At 69.6% G+C, this 26,712-nt stretch carries 24 protein-coding genes; 19 read left to right on the top strand and 5 right to left on the bottom strand.

Going from position 1 to position 26,712, the window contains the following annotated elements; genetic code table 11:
* Positions 1 to 230 precede the first annotated feature (230 nt).
* From BXA10_RS15410 to BXA10_RS32180, 3 genes are read left to right on the top strand one after another with little or no spacing between them, the layout of a single operon-like run.
* Complete coding sequence (locus tag BXA10_RS15410) at positions 231 to 722, top strand: winged helix-turn-helix domain-containing protein (RefSeq protein WP_076471023.1); 492 nt, start codon at positions 231 to 233, stop codon at positions 720 to 722.
* A complete protein-coding gene (locus tag BXA10_RS15405) occupies positions 686 to 1,159 on the top strand; it encodes a transposase (protein ID WP_245828264.1) in 474 nt (157 codons plus the stop codon). The genes BXA10_RS15410 and BXA10_RS15405 overlap by 37 nt, the downstream gene beginning before the upstream one ends.
* Complete coding sequence (locus BXA10_RS32180) at positions 1,147 to 1,308, top strand: hypothetical protein (protein ID WP_245828262.1); 162 nt, start codon at positions 1,147 to 1,149, stop codon at positions 1,306 to 1,308. The genes BXA10_RS15405 and BXA10_RS32180 overlap by 13 nt, the downstream gene beginning before the upstream one ends.
* Positions 1,309 to 1,320: 12 nt before the next feature.
* On the opposite strand, the gene BXA10_RS15400 is transcribed toward BXA10_RS32180, so the two are convergent.
* Entirely contained in the window at positions 1,321 to 1,539 is a 219-nt protein-coding gene (locus BXA10_RS15400) for a hypothetical protein (protein WP_076471022.1), read from the bottom strand.
* Between BXA10_RS15400 and BXA10_RS15395 the strand changes: the two genes are divergently transcribed.
* Complete coding sequence (locus BXA10_RS15395) at positions 1,523 to 2,023, top strand: hypothetical protein (RefSeq protein ID WP_139338009.1); 501 nt, start codon at positions 1,523 to 1,525, stop codon at positions 2,021 to 2,023. The genes BXA10_RS15400 and BXA10_RS15395 overlap by 17 nt on opposite strands.
* Positions 2,024 to 2,609: 586 nt before the next feature.
* The gene (locus BXA10_RS15390; RefSeq protein WP_245828261.1) at positions 2,610 to 2,990 is read left to right on the top strand and encodes a hypothetical protein; all 381 of its coding nucleotides are present in this window, start codon (positions 2,610 to 2,612) and stop codon (positions 2,988 to 2,990) included.
* A gap of 108 nt (positions 2,991 to 3,098) precedes the next feature.
* Here BXA10_RS15390 and BXA10_RS15385 read toward each other — a convergent pair whose 3' ends face one another.
* The 3 genes from BXA10_RS15385 to BXA10_RS15375 form a co-directional block, all read right to left on the bottom strand.
* A complete protein-coding gene (locus BXA10_RS15385; protein WP_076471020.1) occupies positions 3,099 to 3,998 on the bottom strand; it encodes an NAD-dependent epimerase/dehydratase family protein in 900 nt (299 codons plus the stop codon).
* Between the two features lie 117 nt (positions 3,999 to 4,115).
* Positions 4,116 to 4,895 carry an ABC transporter permease gene (locus BXA10_RS15380; RefSeq protein ID WP_076471019.1) on the bottom strand — a complete coding sequence of 260 codons (780 nt, stop codon included), beginning with the start codon at positions 4,893 to 4,895 and terminating at the stop codon, positions 4,116 to 4,118.
* Positions 4,896 to 4,913: 18 nt separating this feature from the next.
* Positions 4,914 to 5,930, bottom strand: coding sequence for an ABC transporter substrate-binding protein (locus BXA10_RS15375; RefSeq protein ID WP_076471018.1), 1,017 nt, complete (start codon positions 5,928 to 5,930; stop codon positions 4,914 to 4,916).
* 356 nt (positions 5,931 to 6,286) lie between these two features.
* On the opposite strand from BXA10_RS15375, the gene BXA10_RS15370 reads away from it, so the two are divergent.
* From BXA10_RS15370 to BXA10_RS15350, 5 genes are all read left to right on the top strand, one after another.
* Positions 6,287 to 7,222, top strand: a complete 936-nt coding sequence (locus tag BXA10_RS15370; protein ID WP_076471017.1) for a DUF6282 family protein — start codon at positions 6,287 to 6,289, stop codon at positions 7,220 to 7,222.
* Complete coding sequence (locus tag BXA10_RS15365; RefSeq protein WP_076471016.1) at positions 7,219 to 7,935, top strand: PIG-L deacetylase family protein; 717 nt, start codon at positions 7,219 to 7,221, stop codon at positions 7,933 to 7,935. Before BXA10_RS15370 ends, BXA10_RS15365 begins: the two co-directional genes overlap by 4 nt.
* Positions 7,932 to 8,591, top strand: a complete 660-nt coding sequence (locus BXA10_RS15360; protein WP_217696777.1) for a 4-carboxy-4-hydroxy-2-oxoadipate aldolase/oxaloacetate decarboxylase — start codon at positions 7,932 to 7,934, stop codon at positions 8,589 to 8,591. Before BXA10_RS15365 ends, BXA10_RS15360 begins: the two co-directional genes overlap by 4 nt.
* Positions 8,592 to 9,041: 450 nt before the next feature.
* The gene (locus BXA10_RS15355) at positions 9,042 to 10,112 is read left to right on the top strand and encodes a LacI family DNA-binding transcriptional regulator (RefSeq protein ID WP_076471015.1); all 1,071 of its coding nucleotides are present in this window, start codon (positions 9,042 to 9,044) and stop codon (positions 10,110 to 10,112) included.
* 200 nt (positions 10,113 to 10,312) lie between these two features.
* Positions 10,313 to 11,302: a LacI family DNA-binding transcriptional regulator gene (locus tag BXA10_RS15350; RefSeq protein ID WP_076471014.1), complete on the top strand. Its 990-nt coding sequence runs from the start codon at positions 10,313 to 10,315 to the stop codon at positions 11,300 to 11,302.
* A gap of 27 nt (positions 11,303 to 11,329) precedes the next feature.
* Here BXA10_RS15350 and BXA10_RS15345 read toward each other — a convergent pair whose 3' ends face one another.
* Positions 11,330 to 12,520, bottom strand: coding sequence for a cytochrome P450 family protein (locus tag BXA10_RS15345; RefSeq protein WP_076471013.1), 1,191 nt, complete (start codon positions 12,518 to 12,520; stop codon positions 11,330 to 11,332).
* 494 nt (positions 12,521 to 13,014) lie between these two features.
* Here BXA10_RS15345 and BXA10_RS15340 point away from each other — a divergent pair, with 494 nt between their 5' ends.
* The 9 genes from BXA10_RS15340 to BXA10_RS15300 all read left to right on the top strand — a co-directional run bounded on the left by BXA10_RS15340 (position 13,015) and on the right by BXA10_RS15300 (position 26,602).
* Complete coding sequence (locus BXA10_RS15340; protein ID WP_076471012.1) at positions 13,015 to 16,110, top strand: beta-L-arabinofuranosidase domain-containing protein; 3,096 nt, start codon at positions 13,015 to 13,017, stop codon at positions 16,108 to 16,110.
* 381 nt (positions 16,111 to 16,491) lie between these two features.
* Positions 16,492 to 18,189, top strand: coding sequence for a ribulokinase (gene araB, locus BXA10_RS15335; protein WP_076471011.1), 1,698 nt, complete (start codon positions 16,492 to 16,494; stop codon positions 18,187 to 18,189).
* Complete coding sequence (locus BXA10_RS15330; protein WP_076471010.1) at positions 18,186 to 18,884, top strand: L-ribulose-5-phosphate 4-epimerase; 699 nt, start codon at positions 18,186 to 18,188, stop codon at positions 18,882 to 18,884. Before araB ends, BXA10_RS15330 begins: the two co-directional genes overlap by 4 nt.
* A gap of 199 nt (positions 18,885 to 19,083) precedes the next feature.
* Positions 19,084 to 20,046: an ABC transporter substrate-binding protein gene (locus tag BXA10_RS15325; protein WP_076471061.1), complete on the top strand. Its 963-nt coding sequence runs from the start codon at positions 19,084 to 19,086 to the stop codon at positions 20,044 to 20,046.
* A 184-nt stretch (positions 20,047 to 20,230) separates the two neighbouring features.
* Positions 20,231 to 21,778, top strand: coding sequence for a sugar ABC transporter ATP-binding protein (locus BXA10_RS15320; RefSeq protein ID WP_076471009.1), 1,548 nt, complete (start codon positions 20,231 to 20,233; stop codon positions 21,776 to 21,778).
* 73 nt (positions 21,779 to 21,851) lie between these two features.
* Positions 21,852 to 22,925 carry an ABC transporter permease gene (locus tag BXA10_RS15315; RefSeq protein WP_076471008.1) on the top strand — a complete coding sequence of 358 codons (1,074 nt, stop codon included), beginning with the start codon at positions 21,852 to 21,854 and terminating at the stop codon, positions 22,923 to 22,925.
* On the top strand, positions 22,922 to 23,932 hold the full coding sequence (yjfF, locus tag BXA10_RS15310) for a galactofuranose ABC transporter, permease protein YjfF (protein WP_076471007.1): 1,011 nt from the start codon (positions 22,922 to 22,924) through the stop codon (positions 23,930 to 23,932). The genes BXA10_RS15315 and yjfF overlap by 4 nt, the downstream gene beginning before the upstream one ends.
* 16 nt (positions 23,933 to 23,948) lie before the next feature.
* Complete coding sequence (gene araA, locus BXA10_RS15305; protein WP_076471006.1) at positions 23,949 to 25,454, top strand: L-arabinose isomerase; 1,506 nt, start codon at positions 23,949 to 23,951, stop codon at positions 25,452 to 25,454.
* Between the two features lie 164 nt (positions 25,455 to 25,618).
* A complete protein-coding gene (locus BXA10_RS15300) occupies positions 25,619 to 26,602 on the top strand; it encodes a LacI family DNA-binding transcriptional regulator (protein ID WP_139338007.1) in 984 nt (327 codons plus the stop codon).
* Positions 26,603 to 26,712 lie beyond the last annotated feature (110 nt).

Genomic DNA, 26,712 nt, shown 5'->3' with positions numbered 1-26,712 from the left:
ATCACCACCCACGCCTCATCGGTCAGTTCACCACGACGCACCACCGGCACATCGTCAACCATCAACCACTACAAGATCGACAGGACACGCCCTAGGTGAGGGGTCCGCGACGTGTCCGTTCCCGTTCGTCAAATCCGCGCCGGCTACAGCGGTTGAAAGGCCTGGGTCTGGTTGGTTACATGTGGCCCGCCATTGTGGACGGCTGCTCTAATCCGATCTATGCCTGTGGTGTGAGGTACGCCGATAGTGGTGGCCTGTCCGCTGAGGGACGGGCCAAACGGGAACAGGTACGCCTTCAAGCCGCACAGATGTTCGCCAGGGACGTACCGGCAACGCAGGTCGCAGCCCGGCTACGGGTCTCGACGAAGTCGGCCTACCAATGGCGGCGACGCTGGCGCGCTGGTGGAATGGCCGCTCTGATCTCGACCGGGCCTGGTGGAGATGTCTGCCGGCCCTCGCCCGATCAACTGCTGCGGTTGCGGGCCGAGTTGGACCTCGGCCCGGCCGCGCACGGCTGGGTCGAAGACCAACGCTGGACCCTGGCCCGGGTCGCGACCCTGATCGGCCGGCTGTTCCACATCTCCTACACCCCACGCGGGGTGTCCTATCTGCTGCACCGCATCGGCTACACACCTCAGGTGCCCAAACACCGGGCGGTGCAGCGTGACGAGCCCGCGATCGCCGCATGGCGGGCCACGACCTGGGCAAAGATACGAGGCTAGCGGCGGCGACCGGGGCGTGGATCTGCTTCGAGGACGAGGCCGGCCAGACCCTACGCCCGCCCAGAGCCCGTACCTGGGCCCGCCGCGGACAGACGCCCGTGGTACGGGTGTCGGGCAAGGGCTCGGGTCGGGTCTCGATCGCCGGCCTGGTCTGCGTCAAACCCGGCCAACGCGGGCACGTCTTCTACCGACTGCGGATCCATCGAGGCCGCACCGGTGAACGCCGCAGCCTGTCCGAGGACGACTACGCCACCCTGGTCACCGCCGCGCACCATCAGCTCCACGCCCCGATCATCCTGATCTGGGACGGAGTCAACACCCACACCAGTACGCTGATGCGCCAGCTCATCGCCGCCCGCCACCGGTGGCTGACCGTGGTCCAACTACCGGCGTACGCACCAGACCTCAACCCCGTCGAGAGCCTGTGGTCAACCTGAAAGCCAGCCTGGGCAACCTCGCCATCGACGGCGTAGACCACCTCGCCGCGATCATCCGCAACCGACTCAAACGCATCCAGTACCGGCCCGACGTGATCCCCGAATTCCTCGCCCAAACCGGACTCAGCCTGGAAACGGAACCACCCTGACCACAACAGACCCTAGCCTTTCAACCGCTGTAGCGATGCACCCGAGCGGAGCCTCTCCTTAAAAACCTCGCGGTCGAGGATTTGCTCGAACTCCGTCATCTTTTGCGACAGCAGGCCGCGCAGCGTCGGGCCATGCTCCTGCAGAGCCTGTGGCGAGTCTATCCACCAGAGCTCGTGATCTCCGGAGTCGATCCCGGCAGGCACGTTACCACTCATGAGCATGCGCAGCATTTCTTCACGGGGCAGGGTCCAGAGCGAACCCGGTTTCGCGAGCCGTGTGCTGATCAAGCCTTTTGTGACCCGCGCTGGCTCTGCATCGACTGAGTTCGACTCGCTGCGCCTCCACAGCAAGGTCTGCCTGTGGCGCGCGCCGGACGATGACCCCGGCGTCGGACTGCTCACCGCCGACGCGGTGTCGATCCCACTCAACCGCAGCACAGGTCTGGTGATCTTCCCGCAGATACCGTCCGGCACTACGGGCGAGTCGGCGCCGACGACGCAGTACCACCGCTGGTTCCTTGCCCATACGTGGATGTCCGCGGAAGAACTCCTCATCCTGCACCCCGACGACGAGTTACCCGACTGGCTTCCTGTGTATCGCGAAGCACGGCTTGGCACCCTGGGACTCCCTGACATCCAGCAGTTCATCGACATCGGCGAGGCGTGGCGGACCCACCGGAACCGCTCGCAACCGGCAGCCGAGGCGAGCTCCTGATCCCTGCTCGTGCCCAGCCGCGCGACTCCACTTCCCGTTATTCGCCCCTCGCCGACCAGCAGATCCCGACGCCAGACCTCAGGCAACGCGGCGGCGGCGCGCCGTTGGCTCTCCGTCGGCCTTGACCTCGATGCCGTCCCCGTCGGGTCAGTCGACCAGGTCGACCAGGTCGGCAACGCAGATGACCTCAAAGCTTGGGAAATGGTCAGTCAGCTGCACACACGCCCGGCCCCCTGGGCCAGGCGATCGAGCTGTGCCCAGAGTCGGCGACGGCGAGCAGCAACGGCGCGAGCAGCTGATCGGGGCGCCCGTCGCGGCCCTGGAGGCAAGTGGGTCGCGACGGGCCTGAACCTGAACCGTCGTGACCAAGATTTTCCGGCGACTTCCCGTGCCTCAGACAGTAGGCGCGTGCTGCCGGTCCGGCAGAGCCCCGCCCGCCTCGTACATGTAGGCCAGGCTGGGACCCGACTGCAATGTTGGGCGGAATGCTGAAGCTCCTACTGAAAAGAACCTTGAGGTACTGCAACCTTCGGTGAGAACCGACAACTGGAGCCAGTCACCCGAGCTGTCCGTCAAAGGAGAAGCAGTGGGCAGAATCCGTCGTCCCCTGACCGTCGCCGCGGCGTCGATCGCACTCGTCGCCGCCGGCGCGATCGCCGCCCCCTCACCCGCGTCCGCCCACTGGAGCTGCGGAAGGGCGGCCCCGCCCGACCTCGACACCAGCGGTGGTCACCACACCCTCGAGGCCGCCAACATGCGCGTGGGATCCAGCACCCGCTGCGCGATCAGCGGCATCTCGTACGCCAGCCAGTCGCTCGACTACCACTGTTACGCGCTGGACATCAACGGCGTCGACACCTGGACCTACGTCGTCAACGTGCAGACCAAGGTCGGCGGCTGGATCCGTGACGACCTGCTGAACGACTACGGATCGGGCGTGTGGTGCCCGAACCAGACCAACCTCTGATCCGGCCGGTACCCGAGGCGTGACAGCCCGGGGAGGACGTCGGCGCTCACGCCGAGGCCGGCGTCCTCCCGCTGGACACGAGCCGGGATCCCCAGCCCGGCCCAGCCGTCAGCTCACGTGGTTACGCCACGTGTGCCGGGGCTCGTAGCCGAGCACCCGGCGCGCCTTGTCGATGCTGAGCAGGGTCTCGTGCTCGCCGAGTTCCTTACGGATCTCGACGTCCGGGTAGACCTCGCTCATCAGGCCGGCGCTGGACCTGCTCATGACGGTGTCGGCGTTGGCGATGATGAACACCTCGGCGCCGGGCCGGTCGTACGCGAGTGCCCGTTCGACGGCCTGGGCGCCGTCGCGAGCGTCGATGTAGCCCCACAGGTTCCACCGACGCAGGCGAGGGTCCGCGTCGAAGGACGGGAACTGCGCGTAGTCCTCGACGTCCATCACGTTGGAGAACCGCAGGCCCAGCATGATCAGCTCAGGGTCCCAACGGCAGAAGTGCCCGGCCATCTCCTCCTCGAGCGCCTTGTTCAGCGAGTACGTCGACTCCGGGCGCGGCGCGTACTCCTCGTCCACCGGCGCGTACGGCGGCGGGGTGTCGAACGGCAGGCCGAGCACCGTCTCGCTCGACGCGTAGACCACCCGCTTGATACCCGCCGCCCGTGCGGCGGCGAAGACGTTGTACGTCGCGGACGAGTTGTTGGCGAAGGTCGCCGCGTTGGGCAGCAGCCCGGGGGCCGGGACCGCAGCCAGGTGCACCACCGCGTCGACCCTGCCGCCGTGCTCGTCGGCACCACCGAGAAGAGCCTCCAGAACCTGCCCGTAGTCGGTCAGGTCGGCTTGGAGGAACTCGCCGCCGACGTCGCGGGGGTCTCCCCCGGCGGCGCGGTCGACGGCGAGCACGTCGACGCCCACGTCGCGTAGGTGCGCCACCACGGCGCGTCCGAGCTTGCCGGTGGCCCCGGTGACGACCACGCGCCTGGGAAGTGCGGTAACGGAATCGGGGTGGGTCATGGCGCCATCTTTCTCCTGCGGCCCGGCTCACCCGATGCCGGGTCCGACCCACCTGGTCCGGGGTCGCCGCATGAGCGTCGCCGCCGGGTACGCCCGCTGTCGCCGACCGTGCGCGAATCAGGACGTGATCGCCTTCGCCCACGGCGCGAGCAGCCGCTCGAGGCCGGCCATCAGGTAGAAGAGGACCGCACCCATCACGGCGAGCAGGGTCAGCGCGGCGAAGGCGAGCGGGGTGTCGGCGGACTGGCCGGAGCTGGCGATCACCGAGCCCAGTCCGGCCTCGGGGTTGATCACCTCGCCGATGATCGCGCCGATGATGGCAAGTGAGGTCGCCACCTTCAGCCCGACGAAGAGTTGCGGCAGCGCCCACGGAAGCCGCACCTTCACGAAGGTCTGCCACCAGTTGGCGGAGAGGGAACGGGCGAGTTCGCCGAGGTCGCTGGGGGTCGAGGTGAGCCCGGCCATGGTCGAGACCAGGATCGGGAAGAAGCAGAGCAGGACGACCATCACGACTTTGGTCTCGTACCCGAAGCCGATCCAGACCAGCAGCAGGGGCGCGAGTGCCACCTTCGGCACCGCGTTGATCCCGGCGATGAAGGGAAGGGTCATCCGCTCGACCGTGCGGGACGCGGCGAGCAGGACGGCGAGCAGGAGCCCGCCCACCGCGGCGATCCCGAACCCGATGATCGTTTCGAGGAAGGTCACCCAGGTCTGCTCGGCGAGGTGACCGGGGAGCCGGAGGAACGCGTCAACCACGTCCAGGGGCGCGGGCAGGAAGAAGGGGTCGATGTCGAAGGCCCAGGTGACCAGCCACCAGAGGGTGATCGCCAGGACGGCGCCCAGCGCGGGCAGGCCGACGTTTCGCCAACGCTGCGATGGTGCGAGGTTGTCGGTCACGACCGCTGCTCCGGATCGTCAGGGCTTCTGCACGAAGCTGAAGTCGACCACCTGCGACGCTTCGAGTCCCGGCCCGATCAGGCCGGCGCTCTGCAGAACGGCGATGGTGCTGGCCACCCGTGACTCGTCCATGAACCCGATGGGTGCGCCGCCGGCGGGGCGGACGTGCGGCGTCATCACTTCGATCTCGCTCTTGCCCGCCGCCACCGTGTAGGTCGGCTTCACCTTGTTGAGGATCGTCGCCGCCTCGTCCGGATGCTCGATGCTGTACGCGAGCCCCTTGAGCACCGCGGTGGTGAACCGCCGCACCAGTTCGGGGTCCTTCTCGATGAGCGCCGGAGTGGTGATGATGGCGTTGCCGAACAGGTCCTTCAGATAGTCGCTGTACGGCAGGACCACTACCTCTTTCCTGGCGGCGGTCTCGAGAGCGCCCCGACTGAGCAGGAAGGTGCCGAGGGCGTCGACCTTCCGGCCGGCCATGAGCCCGTTGAGTGCGGTGGCCTGCACGCCCTCGATCTTCACAGTCGTCGGGTCGAGTCCAGCCAGCTTGGCGTACGCCGGAAAGAGCAGCTCGGTCACCGAGCCGGCGCCGGTCGCCATCGTCTTTCCCTGCAGGTCCTTGGGGGTGGTGATGTTGGTGTCCTTGGTGGTCATCACCGAGATCAGCGTCTGCTGGTGCACCGCGGCGACCGCCCGCCAGTCGGTGAACTCACCCTTGCCTGCCTGGATAACCGCGCCGGTGAAGTCGAGTGCCGCGAACTGGACCTGACCGGCCTTCAGCGCGGTCAGGTTCTGCTGGTTGCCGGCGCCCTCCTTGATGTCGACCTCGATGCCGGCCTCGGCGAAGTAGCCCTTCTCCTTGGCCACCCAGGCGAACGCGTCCCGGCCCACAGCACCGAACGCCGTGATGTAGGCGACCTTGTCGGTTTCCTTGCCGGCCGTGTCGTCGCCGGCGCCGTCGGAGCCGCTGCAACCTGTCACGGCGAGAGCCGTGGCCAACAGCGCCGCCACGACCGCGCGAGTGCGCCTGATCATCCATGCCTCCAGCTTCGAGCGTCGACGGGCGGCGCCGGCACACCCGCGCCAGCGGCATCCGGAGGGGTCGGCGCTGGTTCGCGCCGGGGACCCACCGATCGGCAAGCGTAGATGACTCCGATCACAACTGTCACCGCAGAGATCTGCCGGATCACTGGGAATTCGTTGCCGTACAACGGTTTGAGCTGCGAATTGCATCGTTGACAATGGATGTTCTGGCCGGAATCCTGTCAGCAACGCGACGCCACCTCGACCGAGCGGGTTCGGCTCCGCGCGCCCGACCGGCCCGTCCGGTCGCCCCGCGTCGTTCGTCCGTCAACGGGCCCGGCCCGATGGCGCACACCCAAAGGAGCCGCATGTCTGTGCACCCCGTCCCGTCTTCGCGCGCTCGCGCCCTGGTCTCCGGGGCCTACGACACACACGTGCACGTGGCCCCCGACGTGATGGCGCGCCGGATCGACGACGTGGACCTGGCGTACCGGTGCGCGGAGGTCGGGCTCGCCGGCTTCGTTCTCAAGTCCCACTACGTGACGACCGCGGAGCGGGCGGCCGTGGTCCGCAAGGTGGTGCCCGACGTCGACGTTCTCGGCGCGATCACCCTCAACGGCGCCATGGGCGGCATCAATCCGGTCGCCGTCGAGGTCGCCGGACGGCTGGGCGCCCGGGTCGTCTGGCTGCCCACGGTCGATTCGGGAAACCAGCGGCGCAGCACCGCCACCGACCTGCCGGGCGCCAAGCCGGCGATGTGGGGCGCGTTCCAGGCCGGCCTGCACGCCCAGGGCATCGTCCCGGACGTCGTCGAGGTCGTCGACGACGAAGGCGTGGTCCTCGACCGCGTACGCCAGGTGCTGCGGGTGATCGCCCGGCACGACATGGCGCTCGCCACCGGGCATCTCAGCGGCCCGGAGATCCTCGCCGTGGTCCGGGCCGCCAACGAGGAGGGGGTACGCCGGATCGTGGTCACCCATCCGGAGTTCACGTCGCAGCGGTTGCCGCTGGAGCAACAGCAGGCGCTCGCCGACGCGGGCGCGCTGCTGGAACGCTGCTTCACCACGCCATACACGGGGAAGGTCGCCTGGGCGGACCTGTTCGCCAACATCCGGGCCGTCGGCGTGGAGCACTCGGTCCTCTCCAGTGACCTGGGGCAGCCGTTCAACCCGCCGGTCGAGGACGGCCTGGCCCTCTTCGCCGACCGCCTGCTCGAGGCCGGCTTCACCGCGGAGGAGATCCACACCATGGCGGTGGTCAACTCGCACCGGGTGGCGATGCCGAGGGCGGCGGTGCCAGCATGACCGCGCGACGGATGCTGGTGGTGGGCGCGCACTCGGCCGACTTCGTGTGGCGGGCCGCCGGTGCGGTCGCCAAGCACACCGCGGCCGGGGGTGAGGCCATCGTGCTGGCGCTCTCGTACGGCGAGCGGGGTGAGTCCGGCGAGCTCTGGAAGGAGCCGAACCAGACCGTCGAGAACGTCAAGCGGTTGCGGCACGCCGAGGCGGAGCGCGCCGCGGCCGCGGTCGGCGCGACGTTCGAGGCGTTCGATCTGGGCGACTACCCGCTGCGGATCCGGGACGAGGACGTCGACCGGCTGGCCGGGCTGATGCGGGAGTACGCCCCGCACGTGGTGCTCACCCACCCCGACCGAGATCCGTTCAACCCCGATCACCCGGTGGCGCACGCCGCGGTGGCGACCGCACGGCAGCTCACCGCCGGCGCCGGAGTGTCCAGCGGGTTCAAGACCGCCCCACCGTCGGAGTTCCTGGTCTTCGAGCCGCACCAGCCCGAGCTGTGCGGGTTCGTTCCGACCGTCTTCGTCGACATAACCGACGTGATGCCGGCCAAGCAGGAGGCGATGGCGGCGATGAGCGCACAGGGCTACCTCCGGGAGTACTACACGCAGCGGGCCGATCAGCGGGGCAACCACGCCCGCCGGGTCACCGGCGACACAGCGGTCCGGCAGGCGGAGGCCTTCCAGCGGCTGATCCCGAACGTGATGGGGTCGCTGTGAGCGGGATCGGTGACGCGGCGGGCGCCGTGGACCAGGCGGTGATCGGGACGCTGGCCGCAGCCGGCGTGGCCACCGTCTACGAGGCCACCGGCCGGCGAGGTCTGATCGACGCCGACCTGGCGCAGATCGTGCCCGGCACGCGGGTCGCCGGCCCGGCGCGTACGGTCCTGTGCGGTCAGGACGACAACCGGGCCGTGCACGAGGCGATGACCCGGCTGCGTCCCGGCGAGGTGCTCGTGCTCACGATGCCGCGACCGGCTCCGGTGGCCCTGGTCGGCGAGCTGCTCGCCACCCAGGCCAAGGTGGCGGGCGCGGTCGGCTTGCTGGTGGACGCCGCCGTACGCGACGTGGACGAGCTGCGGGAACTCGGCCTGCCGATCTGGGCCCGGTGGACCCGGGTGCGTGGGGCCGCCAAGCGCGAACGGGGCGACCTCGACGTCCCGGTACGGGTGGGCGGCGCGACCGTCGGCCCAGGGGACGTCGTGGTGCTCGACGCCGACGGCGCGGTGGTCGTGCCACGGGGCGGCGCGGCCGACGCGGCCGCCGCGACGAATGCCCGGATCGAACGGGAGACCAGCCTGAGGGCCCGGCTCGAGGCCGGCGAGTACAGCTACGACCTGCACGGAATGCGGGCGGAGGACGAACGCGCCGGGTGACCCGGGCACCCCCCGCGCGCGATGCCTTCCCTGTGGTGACACCGGCGGAAGCCGGGGGATCTCACCTTCGGCACCCGCAGGTTCCGCTCCGGCGGCGCTGACGGCGGCCGTGCTCGCGCCGGAGTCGTATCATGCCGGGGCTCATCCGCTGTGCCCGGCCGACTTCTCCCGCCCCCCCCGCGGCGAGGGGCCGGACGCACGAACGCGAGGTACGGGCGGCGGCGGCCCGTGGGCGGCGGTGCCGCGAGCACGACCGACGACCCGGCCGTCGGCGCACGCCTCAGCCATCACCGGCTCCGATCCGCGACCCCGGCCCAGGTGCAGTCAGCCTGTCCCACGAAAACCTTTTCGGCAAGAGGGATGTCAGGTAACAACCAGGCGACCTGGAAGGCGTACTGTGGACCGCTAGGCTCGATATCGATTCCGAAACAGCACGTCGAAAGGGTTTCGATGGCAAGGCATCGCACGCAGGCGGTCACGTTGAGCGACGTCGCACGTCTGGCCGGCGTCTCCGTCGCCACCGCCTCGAAGGCGCTCAACGACCGCGGCGAGGTCGCGCCGGCGACGCGGGAGCGGGTACTCAGAGCGGCGAGCGAGTTGTCCTTCCAGCCCAACGCGCTCGCGCGCGGGCTGATCTCCGGCCGCACCCGCACCATCGGCCTGCTCACCGACGAGCTCGGCGGCCGCTTCTCCATGCCGATCCTGCTGGGCGCGGAGAACGCACTCGGCAACGAGCAGATGTCGGTCCTGCTCTGCGATGCGCGCGGCGACGCCATCCGCCGCCAGCACTACATCCGGACTCTGCTCGCCCGCCGGGTGGACGGGTTCATCGTGCTGGGCGACAGCAACGACATCCGACCGTCGTTGACCCGTGACATCCCGGTCCCGGTCGTCTACGTCTACGGCGAGTCCGCAGACCCGGACGACGTCTCCCTGCTGGCCGACGACGAAGGTGGCGCCCGGCTCGCCGCCGAGCACCTCGTGGCGCTGGGCCGACGCCGGATCGCCCATGTCACCGGGCCGCACAGCTACCGGGCGGCCCGCGACCGGGTCACCGGGCTACGAGCCGTACTCGAGGAACACGGGCTGCCCCTGGCCAGCCGGGAACCGTTGTACGGCGAGTGGTCGCAGCGCTGGGGCCGGCACGCCGCCCACATGCTGCTCAGCGCCGATCCCGACGTCGACGCCGTCTTCTGCGGCAACGACCAGATCGCGACCGGGGTCGCGCAGACACTGCTCGACCTCGGTCGTCGTATCCCCGACGACGTGGCCATCGTCGGCTACGACAACTGGGAGGACTTCGCGACCGACTGCCGGCCACCGCTGACCACCGTGGACCTCAATCTCGAGCAACTCGGGGCGAGCGCGGTCATGCACCTGTTCTCCGCCCTCGACGGCACACCGTCGCATGGCGTCCTCCGCCAGCCCTGCCGCCTGGTCGTGCGGGAGTCCACCGGCCCGTCGGCCCCGCCCGGGCAACGGCGGCCGCACCCGTTGGACTCTCAGCAGCGGCGGCCGTGAGGTGGTTCCTGCCCGCACGGGTGCGTCGCCGGGGAGAACATCCGACTCGCCGTCGACGCGGTGGCGGCACGCGAGTGAGGCGCCACCGCCGCGACGTTAGAGTGATCGGTGACATCGAGCAGAAGGTAGGACAGGTGCCACCGGGAGGCTTACCGAGTCAGGCGGGGACCGGCAGTGCGAATCGGCCCCGTGCCACCGTCATGCGCGACGTCGCGCGACTCGCCGGAGTGTCACACCAGACCGTCTCCCGGGTGCTGAACAACCATCCGAACGTCCGGCAGGAGACCAGGGACCGCGTCGTCCAGGCCATGGAGGCGCTCAACTACCGGCGTAACCTCGCCGCTCGCACGCTGGTCACTCGACGCTCCGGGGCGCTCGGCATCGTCGGCTTCGAGAGCACCCTGTTCGGTCCGGCCTCGATGCTCTACGCGATCGAGGAGGCCGCCCGTGCCGCCGGCTACTTCGTCAGCGTGGCCACCGTTCGCAGCCTCGACCGGCAGTCGGTGCTCGACGCCGTCGACCGGCTCGCGCAGCAGTCGGTCGAGGGCATCATCGCGATCTCGCCGAAGCCCGCGGTCACCCACGCGCTCGTACAGGTCGCGCCGGTTCTGGCCTGCGTGGGTGTGGGCGGCGGTGCCGGTGACGACAGTGTCCCGACGGTCCGAGTCGACAATCGGGTCGGCGCGGCGCTCGCCACCCGTCATCTGCTGGACCTCGGCCATGCCACCGTGCACCATGTGGCCGGTCCGGCGGACTGGCCGGAGGCGGTGGAGCGGGTCGACGGCTGGCGCGACACCCTCTACGCCGCCGGCGCGGTCGTGCCACCGGTGCGGCCGCAGGCGTGGAATGCGCGATCGGGATACGAGCAGGGCGCGATGCTCGCCACCGACCCGACCGTGACCGCGATCTTCTGCGCCAACGATCAGATCGCGCTGGGCGTGCTGCGCGCGCTGCACGAGTCGGGTCGGCGCGTGCCCGAGGACGTCAGCGTCGTCGGCTTCGACGGCATGCCCGACTCGGAGTACTTCCTACCGCCGCTGACCACCGTGCGTCAGGACTTCGCCGAGCTTGGCCGACGTAGCATCGACATGCTGCTAGGCAAGATCGACTCGACCGGTCAGCCGACGGAACACATGCTGCTCTCTCCGGAGCTGGTCCGGCGGGCCAGCTCCAGCCGCCCACGGGCGTGACCGGGTCGGTTCTGTTGCCCGCCGCCCTCACACTTGCAGCGGAAGTTCGTTGCGGTGCAACCGGAAGGCGTCGACGTCCCGGGGGTCGACCGCGAGTCGCAGGTCGGGCAACTGCTGCGCGATCCGTTCGAACATGATCCGGCTCTCCAACCGCGCGAGGTGAGCCCCCAGACAGAAGTGGATGCCGTACCCGAACGCGATGTGTTTGCCCACGTCGGCGCGGTGGATGTCGAACTCGTGCGGCCGGTCGAAGACCGTGGGATCACGGTTGGCACCCCACAACGACAATCCCACCCGGTCGTAGGCCGGGATCCGCCCACCGCCGATCTCGATGTCGCGGAAGGCGAACCGGGGCGGCACGATCTCGACCGGTCCCCGGAACCTGAGGGTCTCCTCGACGACCGCGGCCGCCAATGCCGGTTGCTCTCTCAGCGCCTGCCACTGGGGCGGGTGGGTGAGCAGGAGCCGGATGCCGTTGACGATCAGGTCGACGGTCGTCTCCTGCCCTGCGATCAGCAGCAGTTGAACGAGGGCGACGAGTTCGTCGCGGTCGAGCCGCTCCGCCTGGTCCTCCAGCGCCACGAGCTCGGACATCAGGTCGTCCGCCGGATCCGCACGCCGCCGGGCCGCCAGATCGTCGAGGTAGGCCGCGAACTCGACGGTGGCCGTCGGTCCGTCGGGACTGGCCGAGACGATCGCGGCGGACCAGGCGCGGAACTGCCACCGGTCCGGCTCAGGTACGCCCACCAGCTCCGCGATGACGTTCACCGGCACCGGGTCCGCGAGGTCCGCCACCCCGTCGATCCGGCCGAGCCGCCGTGCGTTCGCGACGAGCCGGTCGGCCAGAGCGGTGATCCAGGGCTCCAGCCGCGCCACCGCGCGTGCCGTGAATCCGCCGCTGACCAGTCCACGTAACCGGGTGTGGTCGGGCGGGTCCAGGTTGATCAGTTGGCGCGTCTCGATCCTGGCCACCTCGTCTTGAGGGTTCAGGGCGGGCTGATGCGTGACGGGGCAGTGCCGGTGGACCTCGTGCCCGATCGCCGGATGACGCAGGCCCGTCAACACGTCCGCGTGTCCGGCCACCACCCAGAGCCGGTTGCCCGCCGGGTCGACCTGGAGCACGGGACGCCCGGCGGCTCGGACGCGGTCGTAGAACTCGTGCGGGTTTCGGCGGACCGTCGGGTCCCACAGCTCCGACACGTCGAACGTGTCGGCCACCCTGCCTCCTCGATTCGCACGTCCGTCCGCCACGGACACCGCACTGGCGCCGGTCCGGTCGCAGCGGCAGCGCACGGCCAGCGTGGACACTCTGCGGACCCGCCCGGGCTGGCGAGTTGAGCGTTAACATAGATATGTTTCTGGGCCGTGTCAAACATCGAACCTACTGCATCGTAGGGATTGACGACCTCGGAAGTGAGCGTTCACACTCCCTGGCAACGGCAGATGACCGGCGGCACACCGGTCCGCCGCATCGAACACCGCGCAGCGGGATGTCCGCTACCGGCCACAGATCTCGTGCCGATCCCGCCCCTCGAACCGATGTCAGTGCAAGGCGGTCGCCAACCAACCGGCCGAACCCGATCACCCCGAACCGGCCCGGCGCCGCCGGCATCGACGCGAGCCGAGACCAACTGAACCCGCGATCCAGACACACCGCGCAGACCCCCGGCCAGGTGGTCTGCCCACACCCCCACGCGGAAGGACGATCTCCAGTGGCCCAATCCGACAAGCCCTCCGTCAATCGACGTCAGCTGCTCCAGGCATCGGCGGTCGGCGCCGCCGCGGTGGCCGGTGTCGGCGCGCTCCCGGCCGCGGCCGCCGCCGCACCGCAGACCGCACCGCCGGCCGGCCCGGCGCCTTCGAGCCCGGCCGCGCCCGACCCCGGCCCCGGCGGCACGGCTCCGGTCCGGCCCTTCCAGCTGCGCGACGTGAAGCTGGGCAACGGCCTGCTGCAGGAGAAGCGCGACCGCATGAAGAACTTCCTCCGGCAGTTCGACGAGCGGCGCTTCCTGGTGCTGTTCAACAATGAGGCCGGCCGCCCGAACCCTCCAGGTGTCTCGGTACCCGGTGGCTGGGAGGACGGCGGGCTGCTCAGCGGCCACTGGGCCGGCCACTTCATGACCGGCCTGGCGCAGGCGTACGCCGACCAGGGAGAGCCGATCTTCAAGACCAAGCTCGACTGGATGGTCGACGAGCTCGCCGCCTGCCAGGACGCGATCACCGCACGGATGGGCGACGGCGGCGGCTCGGGCGGCGACGATCCGCAGGAACCGCGGATCGACCGCGTGTCGGGCCGGTTCGGCAACGCGCTGCGGCTGAACGGCCCCAGCGCGGCGCAGTACGTGGACCTCCCCCAGGAGGCGATCAGCCAGCTCGCCGACTTCACGATCGCCACCTGGGTGAACCTCGCGTCGACGCAGAACTGGAGCCGAGTGTTCGACTTCGGTCAGAACACCACTGTCAACATGTTCCTGACCGCCCGCGCGGGCGTCACCGGCAACGTGCCGCGGTTCGCGATCACGGTCGGCGGATCCGGTGCGGAGCAGCAGATCAACGGCGATACGGCAGTGCCGACGAACGAGTGGGTGCACCTGGCCGTCACGCTGTCGAAGAACACCGGCACGCTGTATGTGAACGGTCGGGCGGCCGGCACGAACTCGAACATGACCCTCAACCCGTCCCACCTCGGCAACCCCGGCAACCGCTGGATCGGGCGGTCGCAGTACGGCGACCCGTTCCTGGACGCGACCATCGACGAGTTCCACATCTTCGACCGGGCGCTGACCCAGCAGGAGGTCCAGTCCCTGCTGGCGTCGCCGACGGGCGCCACCGGCGGCGGGACGATCGCCTGGTACCGGTTCGACGAGGACGGCGGGTCCACCCTCAAGGACTCCTCGCCCAACGGGCGCGACGCTGGAGCGGTGGCGGCGAAGGGCGGGACCGAGCTGTGGGTTCCGACCCACCCCGGTTATCTGGGGGCTCTCCCGGAGGACGCGGTGCTGCGTCTCGGTCCGCCGAGGTGGGCGGTCTACGGCGGCAACAAGGACACCAACACCTGGGCCCCCTGGTACACCCAACACAAGATCATGCGTGGCCTGCTCGACGCGTTCTACCACACCGACAACCAGAAGGCGCGCGACATCGTCGTCAAGATGGCCGACTGGGCGCATCTCGCCTTGACCATCGGGGACAAGAACCATCCCGACTACACCGGCCCGATCAGCCGGGACAACCTGAACTACATGTGGGACCTCTACATCGCCGGCGAGTCCGGCGGCGCGAACGAGGTGTTCCCCGAGATCTACGCGCTCACCGGCGACGCGAAGCACCTGGATACCGCCAAGTTCTTCGACAACCGGGAGTCGCTGTTCCAGGCCTGCGTGGAGAACCGCGACATCCTGGTCACCACGCCGCAGACGCGTCCCGGCCGGCGCCGCCCGGACCGGCTGCACGTCAACCAGCACGTCCCGCAGTTCGTCGGATACATGCGCGTCTACGAGCACAGCGGGGACCCGGAGTACTTCCAGGCCGCCAAGAACTTCTTCAAGATGATCGTCCCGCACCGCATGTACGCGAACGGCGGTACGGGCGGCAACTTCCCCGGTTCCAACAACAACATCGAGATGTTCCAGAACCGGGACAACATCGCGAACTCGATCGCCCAGGGCGGGGCGGAGACCTGCAGCGCGTACAACCTGGGCAAGCTGGCGCGGAACCTCTTCCTGCACGAGCACGACCCGGCGTACATGGACTACTACGAGCGGGGTCTGCTCAACCAGATCGCCGGCTCGCGCTCCGACTCCTCCAGCGTCAGCAACCCGCAGGTCACCTACTTCCAGCCGTTGACCCCGGGCGCCAGCCGCAGCTACGGCAACACCGGTACCTGCTGCGGCGGGACCGGCCTGGAGAACCACACCAAGTACCAGGACACGATCTACTTCAAGTCCGCGGACGGCGGGACGCTGTGGGTCAACCTGTACGCGTCCTCGACGCTGACCTGGGCGGAGAAGGGCTTCACCATCGTCCAGGAGACGAACTACCCGCGGGAGGACCGCACCAGGCTGACCGTGAACGGCAGCGGTCGGCTCGACATCAAGCTGCGGGTGCCGGGCTGGGTGCAGAAGGGCTTCTTCGTCTCGATCAACGGCGAGGCGCAGGAGGTCGACGCCAAGGCGGGCGACTACCTGACGTTGAGCCGTACCTGGTCGCACGGCGACACTATCGACATCCGGATGCCGTTCAGCATCCGGATCGAGCGGGCGCTCGACCGTCCCGACACCCAGTCGATCTTCTGGGGTCCGGTCCTCCTCCAGATCCTCGGCAACCCCGGTAACGGGGCCTACCGCGAGCTCACCCTCTACAGCCGGCTGAAGCGGGACGGCGACTACGCCCGCTCGGCCATCACACACGCGAGCACCACGGCGGCGGGAGACCCACTGTTCACCACGCACGATCTCACCCTGCGCCCGTACTACATCAGTGACACCCAGCCCGTGTCGTCGTACTTCCGCCGGGTCGAGCCGGCGATCGTGTTCGGGTCCATCGACACCGGGGTGCCGAACCGCAAGCGGAACGACGGGTTGCCCAACTACGACGTACCCGTCTCGGGCATCACCTCGCCCGGCGACGACGGCCCGACCTTCCTCGACCTGGTGTGGGACCAGGCGCCCTTCACCAACCACGGTCAGTTCGTGTCGGCCGTGACCCAGGTCGCCGAGTCGTTCCGCCAGGCGGGGGTCTTCACCACTGTGGAGCTGGCTCGCGTGGTCTCGGGCGCGGCCCGGGCCAACCAGGAGCTCGAGCCGTGAGGCCGGGTCACCCGTAGCCGGCGGCACGACAGTCCGCGCGCAGGGCGGCGGTCCGGTCCCCGACCGGGCCGCCGCTCGCGCGTGCCCGTCGCCGCCCGCGCGTGCCCGTCGCCGCGTGGGCGGGGCGACGCGGCGGGCACGAACAGCTGGCGTCGCGACTGTGAGCGCTAACAGGTAGCGCTTCCGCAACGCGCCCCCCGGGCACCCGGCGGGCCACCGGCCGGTCAGGCTCTCTCCGCGCGTCGGCCGCGCCTGAACGAGGGTCGATCGTGGTCGGTCAACGGGGATCGACCAGAGCGTTACACGTATGTTTCCAACCGAGCCTTGACGGATGTTTATGTGAGCGCTAACACTATGGCCAGGAAGCGAGCGGAGGATGGCATGAGCGTTTCGGTGGAGCCGGAAGACCGGTTCGTCATCGGCGTCGACTTCGGAACGTTGTCCGGGCGCGCCCTGGTGGTGCGCGTTCGTGACGGCGCCGAGCTGGGCACGGCGGTGCACGCCTACCGCAGCGGCGTCATGGACTCGGTGCTGGCCGCCGACGGGCAGCAGCTGCCGGCCGACTGGGCGCTGCAGGACCCCGACGACTACCGAGACGTCCTGCGGCACGCCGTGCCGGCGGCGCTCGCGGCGAGCGGCGTCCCGGCCGACCGGGTCGTCGGCATCGGGATCGACTTCACCGCCTGCACCGTGCTGCCCACCCTGGCCGACGGCACCCCGCTGTGCGAGCTGCCCGACCTGCGCACCCGTCCGCACGCCTACGTGAAGCTGTGGAAGCACCACGCCGCCCAGCACCAGGCCGACCGCATCAACGCGCTCGCGCACCAGCGCGGTGAGCCCTGGATCGGCCGCTACGGCGGCAAGATCTCCGCCGAGTGGCAGTACGCGAAGGCGTTGCAGCTGCTCGAGGAGGACCCCGAGATCTACACCCGGGCGGAGCGGTGGATCGAGGCCGCCGACTGGATCGTCTGGCAGCTGTGCGGCACGGAGACCCGCAACGTGTGCACGGCGGGATACAAGGGCATCCACCAGGACGGGCGATACCCGTCGCGGGACTACCTGGCCGCGCTGAACCCGGACTTCCCCGACTTCGTACAGAAGATCGACGGTCCGCTGGCCGCGCTGGGCGAGCGGGCCGGCGGGCTGACCGCGCAGGCGGCGGCGTGGACCGGGCTGCGCGAGGGCATCGCCGTGGCGGTCGGCAACGTGGACGCCCACGTCACCGCCGCCGCCGCGCAGGCTCTCGAGCCGGGCCGGCTGGTCGCCATCATGGGCACCTCCACCTGCCACGTGGTCAACGGCACCGAGCTGGCCGAGGTGGCCGGCATGTGCGGTGTGGTCGACGGCGGCATCAGCGCCGGCCACTGGGGGTACGAGGCCGGCCAGAGCGGTGTGGGCGACATCTTCGGCTGGTACGTCGAACACGCCGCACCCGACGGGTACGCCTCGCACGAGTCGTTGAGCGAGGAGGCCGCCAAGCAGCCGGTGGGCGCGCACGGGCTGGTGGCGCTGGACTGGTGGAACGGCAACCGGTCGCTGCTGGTCAACCACGACCTGAGCGGGGTGATCGTGGGGCTGACCCTGGCCACCCGTCCACCTGACATCTATCGGGCGCTGCTGGAGTCCACCGCGTACGGCACCCGCATGATCATCGAGGCGTTCGCCGAGGCGGGCGTGCCGGTGAACGAGCTGGTCGTGGCGGGTGGACTCACCAACAACCCACTGCTGATGCAGATCTACGCGGACGTCACCGACCGGCCGCTGAGCATCATCGGCTCCGCCCAGGGGCCCGCGCTGGGCTCGGCGATCCACGCGGCGGTCGCCGCCGGGGCCCACCCCGACGTGCCGGCGGCGGCGGCGGTGATGGGCCGGGTCACCCGGGACGCCTACCTGCCGGACCCGGAGCGGGTCCGCGCCTACGACGCGCTGTACGCCGAGTACCGGCGGCTGCACGACCACTTCGGCAGGGGCGGCGACGACGTACTGCTGCGCCTGCGCACCATCCGCAACACCGCCCGATCGGCGGCCGTGCCCGCACCGGCCGGCGAGGTCGCACTGCCCCAGGAGGCGATGGCATGAGCGAGCAGCTCAGTAGGAACGACACGGTGGCGCGGCTGCGCGAGACGGTCGCCGCCCTGCACGCCGAACTGGTCAGGTACAACCTCGTCGCCTGGACCTCCGGCAACGTGTCGGCACGGGTGCCGGGTCAGGACCTCATGGTCATCAAACCGAGCGGGATCTCCTACGACGACCTCCGGCCCGACAACATGGTCGTCTGCGACCTCGACGGGGTCGTGGTGGAGGGGGATCTGTCGCCGTCGAGCGACACCGCGGCGCACGCCTACGTCTACCGGGCGATGCCCGACGTCGGCGGGGTCGTACACACCCACAGCGGCTACGCGACCGCCTGGGCCGCGTGTGGCGAGGCGATCCCCTGCTACCTCACCGCCCAGGCCGACGAGTTCGGCGGCGAGATTCCGGTCGGGCCGTTCGCCCTCATCGGTGGTGACGACATCGGCAAGGGGATCGTGGCCACCCTGTCCGGGCACCGCTCGCCGGCGGTGCTGATGCGTAACCACGGGGTCTTCACCGTCGGCCCCAACGCGAAGGCGGCGGTCAAGGCGGCGGTGATGTGTGAGGACGTCGCCCGCACCGCCCACCTGGCCAGGGCGCTCGGGCAGCCGCTGCCGATCGCCGCCGAGGACGTCGACTCGCTCTACGCGCGTTACCAGAACGTCTACGGGCAGAACGCCGTCCCGTCGCCGCGCCGGTAGCGCCACCGTGAACCCCGGCCGACTCCGCTCCCCCGAGGCGCCGGCCGGTCGAACGCACCTCATGTGACGCACCACGATCGCCTGCCAAAACGCGAGCGCTGGAACGGGCAGGCACCGCAAGGAAGTCCATCCCACCCCCACAAGGAGTACGCACATGGGAATCACGGGCAACACCTTCACCCGCCGCGGCTTCGGCGCCATGCTGGCCGCCGGGCTGCTCGTCACCGGGCTTGGCGCCTGCGCCAACAGCGACACCGGCGGCGACGCCGGCACGGGTGGCGACGACAAGCTCGTCCTCGGGTTCTCGCAGGTCGGCGCCGAGAGCGGCTGGCGTACCGCGAACACCACCTCCGTCAAGGAGGCGGCCGCCGAGGCCGGCATCGAGCTGAAGTTCGACGACGCCCAGCAGAAGCAGGAGAACCAGATCAAGGCCATCCGCAACTTCATCCAGCAGAAGGTCGACGTGATCGCCTTCTCGCCGGTGGTGGAGTCGGGCTGGGACACCGTGCTGAAGGAGGCCAAGGACGCGGGGATCCCGGTCATCCTGACCGACCGGGCCGTCGACTCGGCCGACAAGTCGCTCTACAAGACCTTCCTCGGTTCCGACTTCGTGAAGGAAGGCCGGCTCGCCGGCGAGTGGCTGGTCGAGGAGACCAAGTCCGCGACCGGCCCGGTGAACATCGTGGAGTTGCAGGGCACCACCGGTTCGGCGCCCGCCAACGACCGGAAGAAGGGCTTCGGGGAGGCGATCGCCGCCAACCCCAACCTGAAGATCATCGCCTCGCAGAGCGGCGACTTCACGCGGGCCGGCGGTAAGGCCGTCATGGAGCAGTTCCTCAAGGCCAACCCGAAGATCGACGTGCTCTTCGCGCACAACGACGACATGGGCCTGGGTGCGCTGGAAGCCATCACCGCGGCGGGCAAGGTGCCGGGCAAGGACATCAAGATCATCACCGTCGACGCGGTCAAGGACGGGATGCAGGCGCTGGCCGACGGGAAGTTCAACTTCATCGCGGAGTGCAGCCCGCTGCTCGGCCCCCAGCTGATGGACCTCGCCAAGAAGGTGCACGCGGGTGAGGAGGTGCCTCCGCGCATCGAGACCGAGGAGACCACCTTCACCCAGCAGACGGCCAAGGAGGCCCTGCCCACCCGCAAGTACTGACGGGTAGGGGCCTCGCGCACTGTCGTGCCTGGCGGCGAACGGTCGCCCGGCGCAGGGAACGGGCCGGCGGTGCCGACAGCACCGCCGGCCCGGCCACTCGGTCCTCCCCCGCACCGCCACTGCGGGAGCGCCGTGCGGCCGCGACGGCCGCGCACCTGACGACAATCACGAAAGGTCTGGTGGGATGTCGGATACGCGTCCGGTCCTGACGATGACCGCGATCAGCAAGTTCTTCCCCGGGGTCCGGGCCCTCGACGGTGTCGACTTCCGCCTGTTCCCCGGTGAGGTGCACGCCCTGATGGGCGAGAACGGTGCCGGCAAGTCCACCCTCATCAAGGTGTTGACCGGTGTGTACGGCCACGACACCGGCGCCATCACGCTCGACGGCCAGCCGGTCTCCTTCTCCGGCCCCATGGAGGCCACCGAAGCCGGCGTAAGCACCGTCTACCAGGAGGTCAACCTCTGCCCGAACCTCTCCGTGGCGGAGAACATCTTCATCGGGCGCCAGCCGCGGCGGCTCGGCGCGGTCAGGTGGCGCGACATGCGCCGCCGGGCGTCGGCGCTGCTCGCGCGCCTCAACCTGGACCTCGACGTCGGCGAACTGCTCGGGAACCAGTCGCTCGCCGTGCAGCAGATGGTCGCGATCGCCCGGGCCGTCGACGTGCAGGCGCGGGTGCTGATCCTCGACGAACCCACCTCCAGCCTGGACGCCGACGAGGTGAAGCAGCTGATGCGCATCATGCGCCAACTCCGCGACGAGGGAATCGCGATCGTCTTCGTCACGCACTTCCTCGACCAGGTCTACGAGATCGCCGACCGGATCACGGTGCTGCGCAACGGGCGTCTCGTCGGCGAGTACCCCACCGCTGAGCTGCCCCAGCTCGCGCTGGTGGAGAAGATGATCGGCAAGGAGCTCGATGCGTTGGAGCGACTCGACGAACAGGCCGGGCGGGACCTGGCCGCCGTCGAGACGGGTACCCCGGTCGTCGAGGCGACCGACCTCGGCAAGGCCGGGTCGGTCGAGCCGTTCAGCCTGACCATCCATCGGGGCGAGGTGGTCGGTATGGCCGGGCTGCTGGGCTCCGGACGTACCGAGGCCGCCCGGCTGTTCTTCGGCGCCGACCGGGCCGACCGCGGTCGGCTCGCGGTGGACGGTCGCCCCGTCAGCATCCGCGGGCCGATCGCCGCCATCGAACGGAACATCGCGTTCTGCTCGGAGAACCGCCGCACCGAGGGCCTGGTGGGCGAGCTGTCGGTGCGGGAGAACATCATCCTGGCGCTGCAGGCCGCTCGCGGCTGGCTGCGGCCGGTGCCGCGCCGCCGGCAGGACGAGCTGGTCCAGCGCTACATCGAGGCGCTCAGCATCCGCCCGGCCGATCCGGAGATGCCGGTACGCAACCTGTCCGGAGGAAACCAGCAGAAGGTCGTGCTCGCCCGGTGGCTGATCACGGAGCCGCGCCTGCTGATCCTCGACGAGCCGACCCGTGGCATCGACATCGGCGCGAAGGCGGAGATCCAGCGCCTGGTGGTCCAGCTCTCCGATGGCGGTATGGCGGTGCTGTTCATCTCCGCCGAGCTGGAGGAGGTGCTGCGGCTCAGCCACAAGGTCGCCGTGATGCGTGACCGGCAGCTGGTCACCGAACTCGCCAACGACGACAGCCTCGACGCCGATCGCATCATGCGCGTCATCGCCGGCGGCGCGGAGCAGAAGGACGGGACGAGGCATGAGTGAACTCAGCCAACGCGCCGAGACGCACGGCGCGTCTACACCGCCAGGCGGCGTCGAGCGGGGAGGGGGTACGCGGATGGGCAGCTGGCGAAGAGGCCTGCCGGCCGTCACCGGTCACCGCCTGTTCTGGCCGGTAGTGGTTCTCGTACTGCTACTGGCCGCGAACGTGGTCTACCGGCCGAGCTTCCTGGCCGTCGAAGTCAAGAACGGCCACCTGTACGGCAGCCTCGTCGACATCGTGCGGCTCAGCGCTCCGCTCATCCTGGTCGCCCTGGGCATGACCCTCGTGATCGCCACCGGCGGGATCGACCTGTCCGTCGGGTCGGTGGTCGCCGTCAGCGGGGCGATGGCCTGCCTGCACATCAGCCGGCAGCCGGACCAGAACAACCTCGGTGGTGTGCTGGTCGCCCTGGCCATGGCCGTCGGCATCGCCCTGCTCCTCGGCATCTGGAACGGGACACTCGTCGCGGTCATCGGCATTCAACCGATCATCGCGACTCTGATCCTGATGGTCGCGGGACGAGGACTGGCCCAGCTGATCACCTCGGGACAGATCATCACGGTGAACAGCGATCCGTACCGGATGATCGGCGTCGGGCACGTGCTGACCCTGCCGTTCGCGATCGTCCTCGCCCTCGCGGTGACGCTGCTGGTGGCCGTACTGACCCGGCGCACCGCGCTCGGAATGATCATCGAGGCGGTCGGCGGCAACTCCGAGGCCAGCCGGCTGGCGGGTATCCGCGCCCGACGCATCAAGCTCCTCGTGTACGTGGTGAGCGCCGTCTGCGCCGCCGTGGCGGGATTCATGATGACCGCGAACGTGTCCAGCGCCGACGGCAACGCGGCGGGCCTGTGGGTCGAGCTCGACGCGATCCTCGCGGTGGTCATCGGGGGAACCTCGCTGGCCGGCGGCCGGTTCTACCTCGGTGGCACGGTGGTCGGCGCGCTGCTCATCCAGACCCTGACCACCTCGGTCTACGCCATGAACATCGACCCGCAGACCGCCCTGCTGTTCAAGGCGATGGTCGTGATCGCGGTGTGCCTGATCCAGGCTCCCGCGTTCCGCGCCAAGTTCTGGCGTCGGCGTACCAGCGCAGGGTCACCGGCCGCTCCGGCCGGCGAGCAGAGGAAGGAGCAGGTGGCGGCATGAGCACCACGCAACTGTCCGAGCGGCTGCACGGCGCGACACGGTGGCGGCTGCCCCGCCGGCAGCTACCGGTGCTGGTCAGTCTCGGCCTGCTCCTGGTGATGTACGGCATCGGCGTCTCGCAGTACCGGGCCTTCTCGAACATCCAGGTCATCTTCAACGTCTTCATCGACAACGGGTTCCTGCTCGTCGTCGCGGTCGGTATGACCTTCGTGATCCTGACCGGCGGCATCGACCTGTCGGTCGGCTCGGTGGTGGCCATGACCGCGATGGTGTCGGCCGCGCTGCTACGCGACGGTCTGCCACCCGCGCTGGTGCTGCTGATCGCGTTGCTGATCGGCCCGACGCTCGGGTTCGTGATGGGCTGCGTCATCCACTTCTTCGAGATCCAGCCCTTCATCGTCACCCTGGCCGGCATGTTCTTCGCACGAGGTCTGTGCACCTGGATCAGCTCGTCGTCCATCCCCATCACGGACGGCTTCTGGACCAGCGCCGCGCAGGAACGGATCCGGATCGGCGACAACTTCGTGACAGTCAGCGTCCTGATCACGCTCGTGGTGGTCGCGGTGGCCGCGTACACGCTCGCGTACACCCGGTTGGGCCGCAACGTGTACGCGATCGGCGGCAACCAGCAGTCCGCGCTGCTGATGGGCCTGCCGGTGGGACGTACCCGGATCGCCGTCTACACCATCAGTGGCCTCTGCTCGGCGATCGGCGGCATCCTGCTGTCCTTCTACACCCTCTCCGGGGCCCCGCTGATCGCCGTCGGCATGGAGCTGGACGCGATCGCCGCCGTGGTCATCGGCGGCACCCTGCTCATCGGCGGTGCCGGCTACGTCCTGGGCACCGTGCTCGGCGTGCTGGTGCTCGGCGTGATCCAGACCCTGATCACCTTCGACGGCACCCTCAACTCGTGGTGGACCAAGATCGTGATCGGTGGCCTGCTGTTCGCGTTCATCGTGCTCCAACGCCTCCTCGGCTTCCGCAAGAAGTCGTTCTCCACCCGCTGATCGGAAGGCAAACCGCATGACTCGCCCCTCACCGGCCCCCGAGGTCTGGTTCCTCACCGGCAGTCAGGGTCTCTACGGCCCGGAGACCCTGCGCCAGGTGGCCGCCCAGTCCCAGCAGATCGCCGCGCAGCTCGACGCCGATCCCGCCATCCCGGCGCGGGTGGTCTGGAAGCCCGTGCTGACCTCCAGTGCGGAGATCCTGGCCGTCTGCCGCGACGCGGCGGTCCAGGGCGCCGTCGGGGTCATCGCGTGGATGCACACCTTCTCGCCGGCGAAGATGTGGATCTCCGGACTGGACGCCCTGCGCACTCCCCTGCTGCACCTGCACACGCAGGCGAACGTGGCGCTGCCGTGGTCCGACATCGACATGGACTTCATGAACCTCAACCAGGCCGCCCACGGCGACCGTGAGTTCGGGTACGTGCAGAGTCGGCTCGGGGTCGCCCGCAAGACGGTCGCCGGACACGTCAGCAACCCACAAGTCGTCTCGCGGATCGCGGCGTGGACCCGGGCCGCGATCGGGTACGCGGCGATGCGGTCGCTGCGGCTGGCCCGCTTCGGCGACAACATGCGTGACGTGGCGGTTACCGAGGGCGACAAGGTCGAGGCGGAACTGCGGTTCGGTGTCTCGGTCAACACGTACGGGGTGAACGACCTCGTGAGCGCCGTCGACGCGGTCCCGGACGCGCGGATCGACGAACTGGTCAAGGAGTACGAGGACAGTTACCGGCTCGTCCCGGTGCTGCGGCCCGGTGGTGAACGGCACGAATCCCTCCGCTACGCCGCCCGCATCGAGGCCGGGTTGCGGCAGTTCCTCACCGACGGCGGATTCAACGCTTTCACCACCAACTTCGAGGACCTCGGTGGGCTGCGTCAGTTGCCCGGCATCGCCGTGCAACGGCTGATGGCCGACGGCTACGGCTTCGGCGGCGAGGGCGACTGGAAGACCTCGGTGCTCGTGCACACGCTCAAGGCCATGTCGGTGGGCACCACCGGCGGCACCTCCTTCATGGAGGACTACACCTACGACCTCACCCCGGGTGGGGAACTCGTGCTCGGCGCCCACATGCTCGAAGTCTGCCCGAGCATCGCCGCCGCGACGCCGAACGTGGAGATCCATCCGCTGAGCATCGGCGGGCGCGAGGATCCGGTACGGCTGGTCTTCGACGCCCAGCCGGGCCCGGGCGTGGTGCTGGGGCTGGCCGACATGGGCGAACGGTTCCGCCTGGTGGCCAACGAGATCGACGTCGTCGCTCCCCCGCAGCCGCTGCCGAAGCTGCCCGTGGCCCGCGCGGTGTGGCGGCCCCGTCCGGATCTGGCCACCTCGGCGGAGGCCTGGCTCACGGCCGGCGCACCGCATCACACGGTCCTCTCGCAGGCCGTCGGCACCGAGGAGCTGTACGACCTGGCCGAGATGAACGGCACCGAACTCCTCGTCATCGACGCGGAGACGACCCCTCGACGACTCGCGAACGAGATCCGCTGGAACCAGGCCTACTACCGGCTGGCCAAGGGGTTCTGAGCCGATCCGCCGGCGTCGATCGCCCGTCGGTGCGCTCCCGTGTCAGGGGCGCACCGGCGGGCTCCGCCCCAGGCAGGAGGTCGGTTCGTCTCCGGCGGCGGGGCTACGATGACCATGAGGGGGACATGAAAATGCAACATCAGCCGGCTGCTCGTGCCGCGGTCATGAGCGATGTCGCACGGCTCGCCGGCGTCTCGCACCAGACGGTGTCCCGGGTCCTGAACAACCATCCGAGCGTCCGCCAGGAAACCCGCGAGCGGGTACTGCGCGCCGTGCACCAGCTCAACTACCGCCCCAACGCCCTGGCCCGGGGGCTGGCCGCCCGACGTTCGAAGGTCATCGGGGTGGTCAGCTTCGACACCATCCTCTACGGCCCGGCCGCCACCCTGCTCGGCATCGAGCGAGCCGCGCGTGCCGCCGGCTACGGCATCAACATCGTCACGCTGGAGCGGCTGGACCGGTCGGGGGTGGCGGCCGCCATCGACGCCCTGAGCGAGCAGTCGGTGGCCGGTGTCGTCCTCATCGCCCCGATGGTCAGCGCCGCCGTCGCCATGCACGGCCTGCCCACCGGCGTGCCCGCCGTACTCGTCGAGCCCGGTGGCGGCAGTGAACTGCCGAGCGTCTCGGTCGATCAGGTGGCCGGCGCCCGCCTGGCCGTCGAGCACCTCCTCGCCCTCGGGCACGAGACGGTCGTGCACATCACCGGCCCCAGGGACTGGCTGGAGGCCCGCGACCGCCTCGAGGGTTGGCGGTTGGCCCTCGAAACCGCCGGCCGGCGGGTTCCACCGGCCATCACCGGCGACTGGAGCCCCCGGGCGGGTTACGAGATCGGGCAGTCCCTCGCCGAGCGGCGGGACGCCACCGCGATCTTCTGCGCCAACGACCACCAGGCGCTCGGTCTGCTCCGTGCCCTGCATCAGCGGGGGGTACGGGTCCCGGATGACGTCAGCGTGGTCGGGTTCGACGACATTCCCGAGGCCGAGTACTTCACCCCGCCGCTGACCACGGTGCGTCAGGACTTCGACGAGGTCGGCCGCCGATGCGTCGCGGCGCTGCTGGATCTGCTGGACGGCTCAGCCGAGGGAGCGAACCTGTCCCCCGTGGAGCCGACGCTCGTGATCAGGGCCAGCAGCGGCGGGGCCGGCTGAGGAGTCCTCCGGACGGCGTCACCGGCGGACGGGTGCGTGCCCGCCGCCGAGCGGGCTGAGAAGCCGGATCGGCCGGGCCGGGTACGGGCGACGCCGGGCGTCCCGCTCGA

Source organism: Micromonospora avicenniae (assembly GCF_900156065.1).
Lineage (GTDB): Bacteria > Actinomycetota > Actinomycetes > Mycobacteriales > Micromonosporaceae > Micromonospora > Micromonospora avicenniae.
This window is presented reverse-complemented; position numbering and strand designations above follow the sequence as displayed.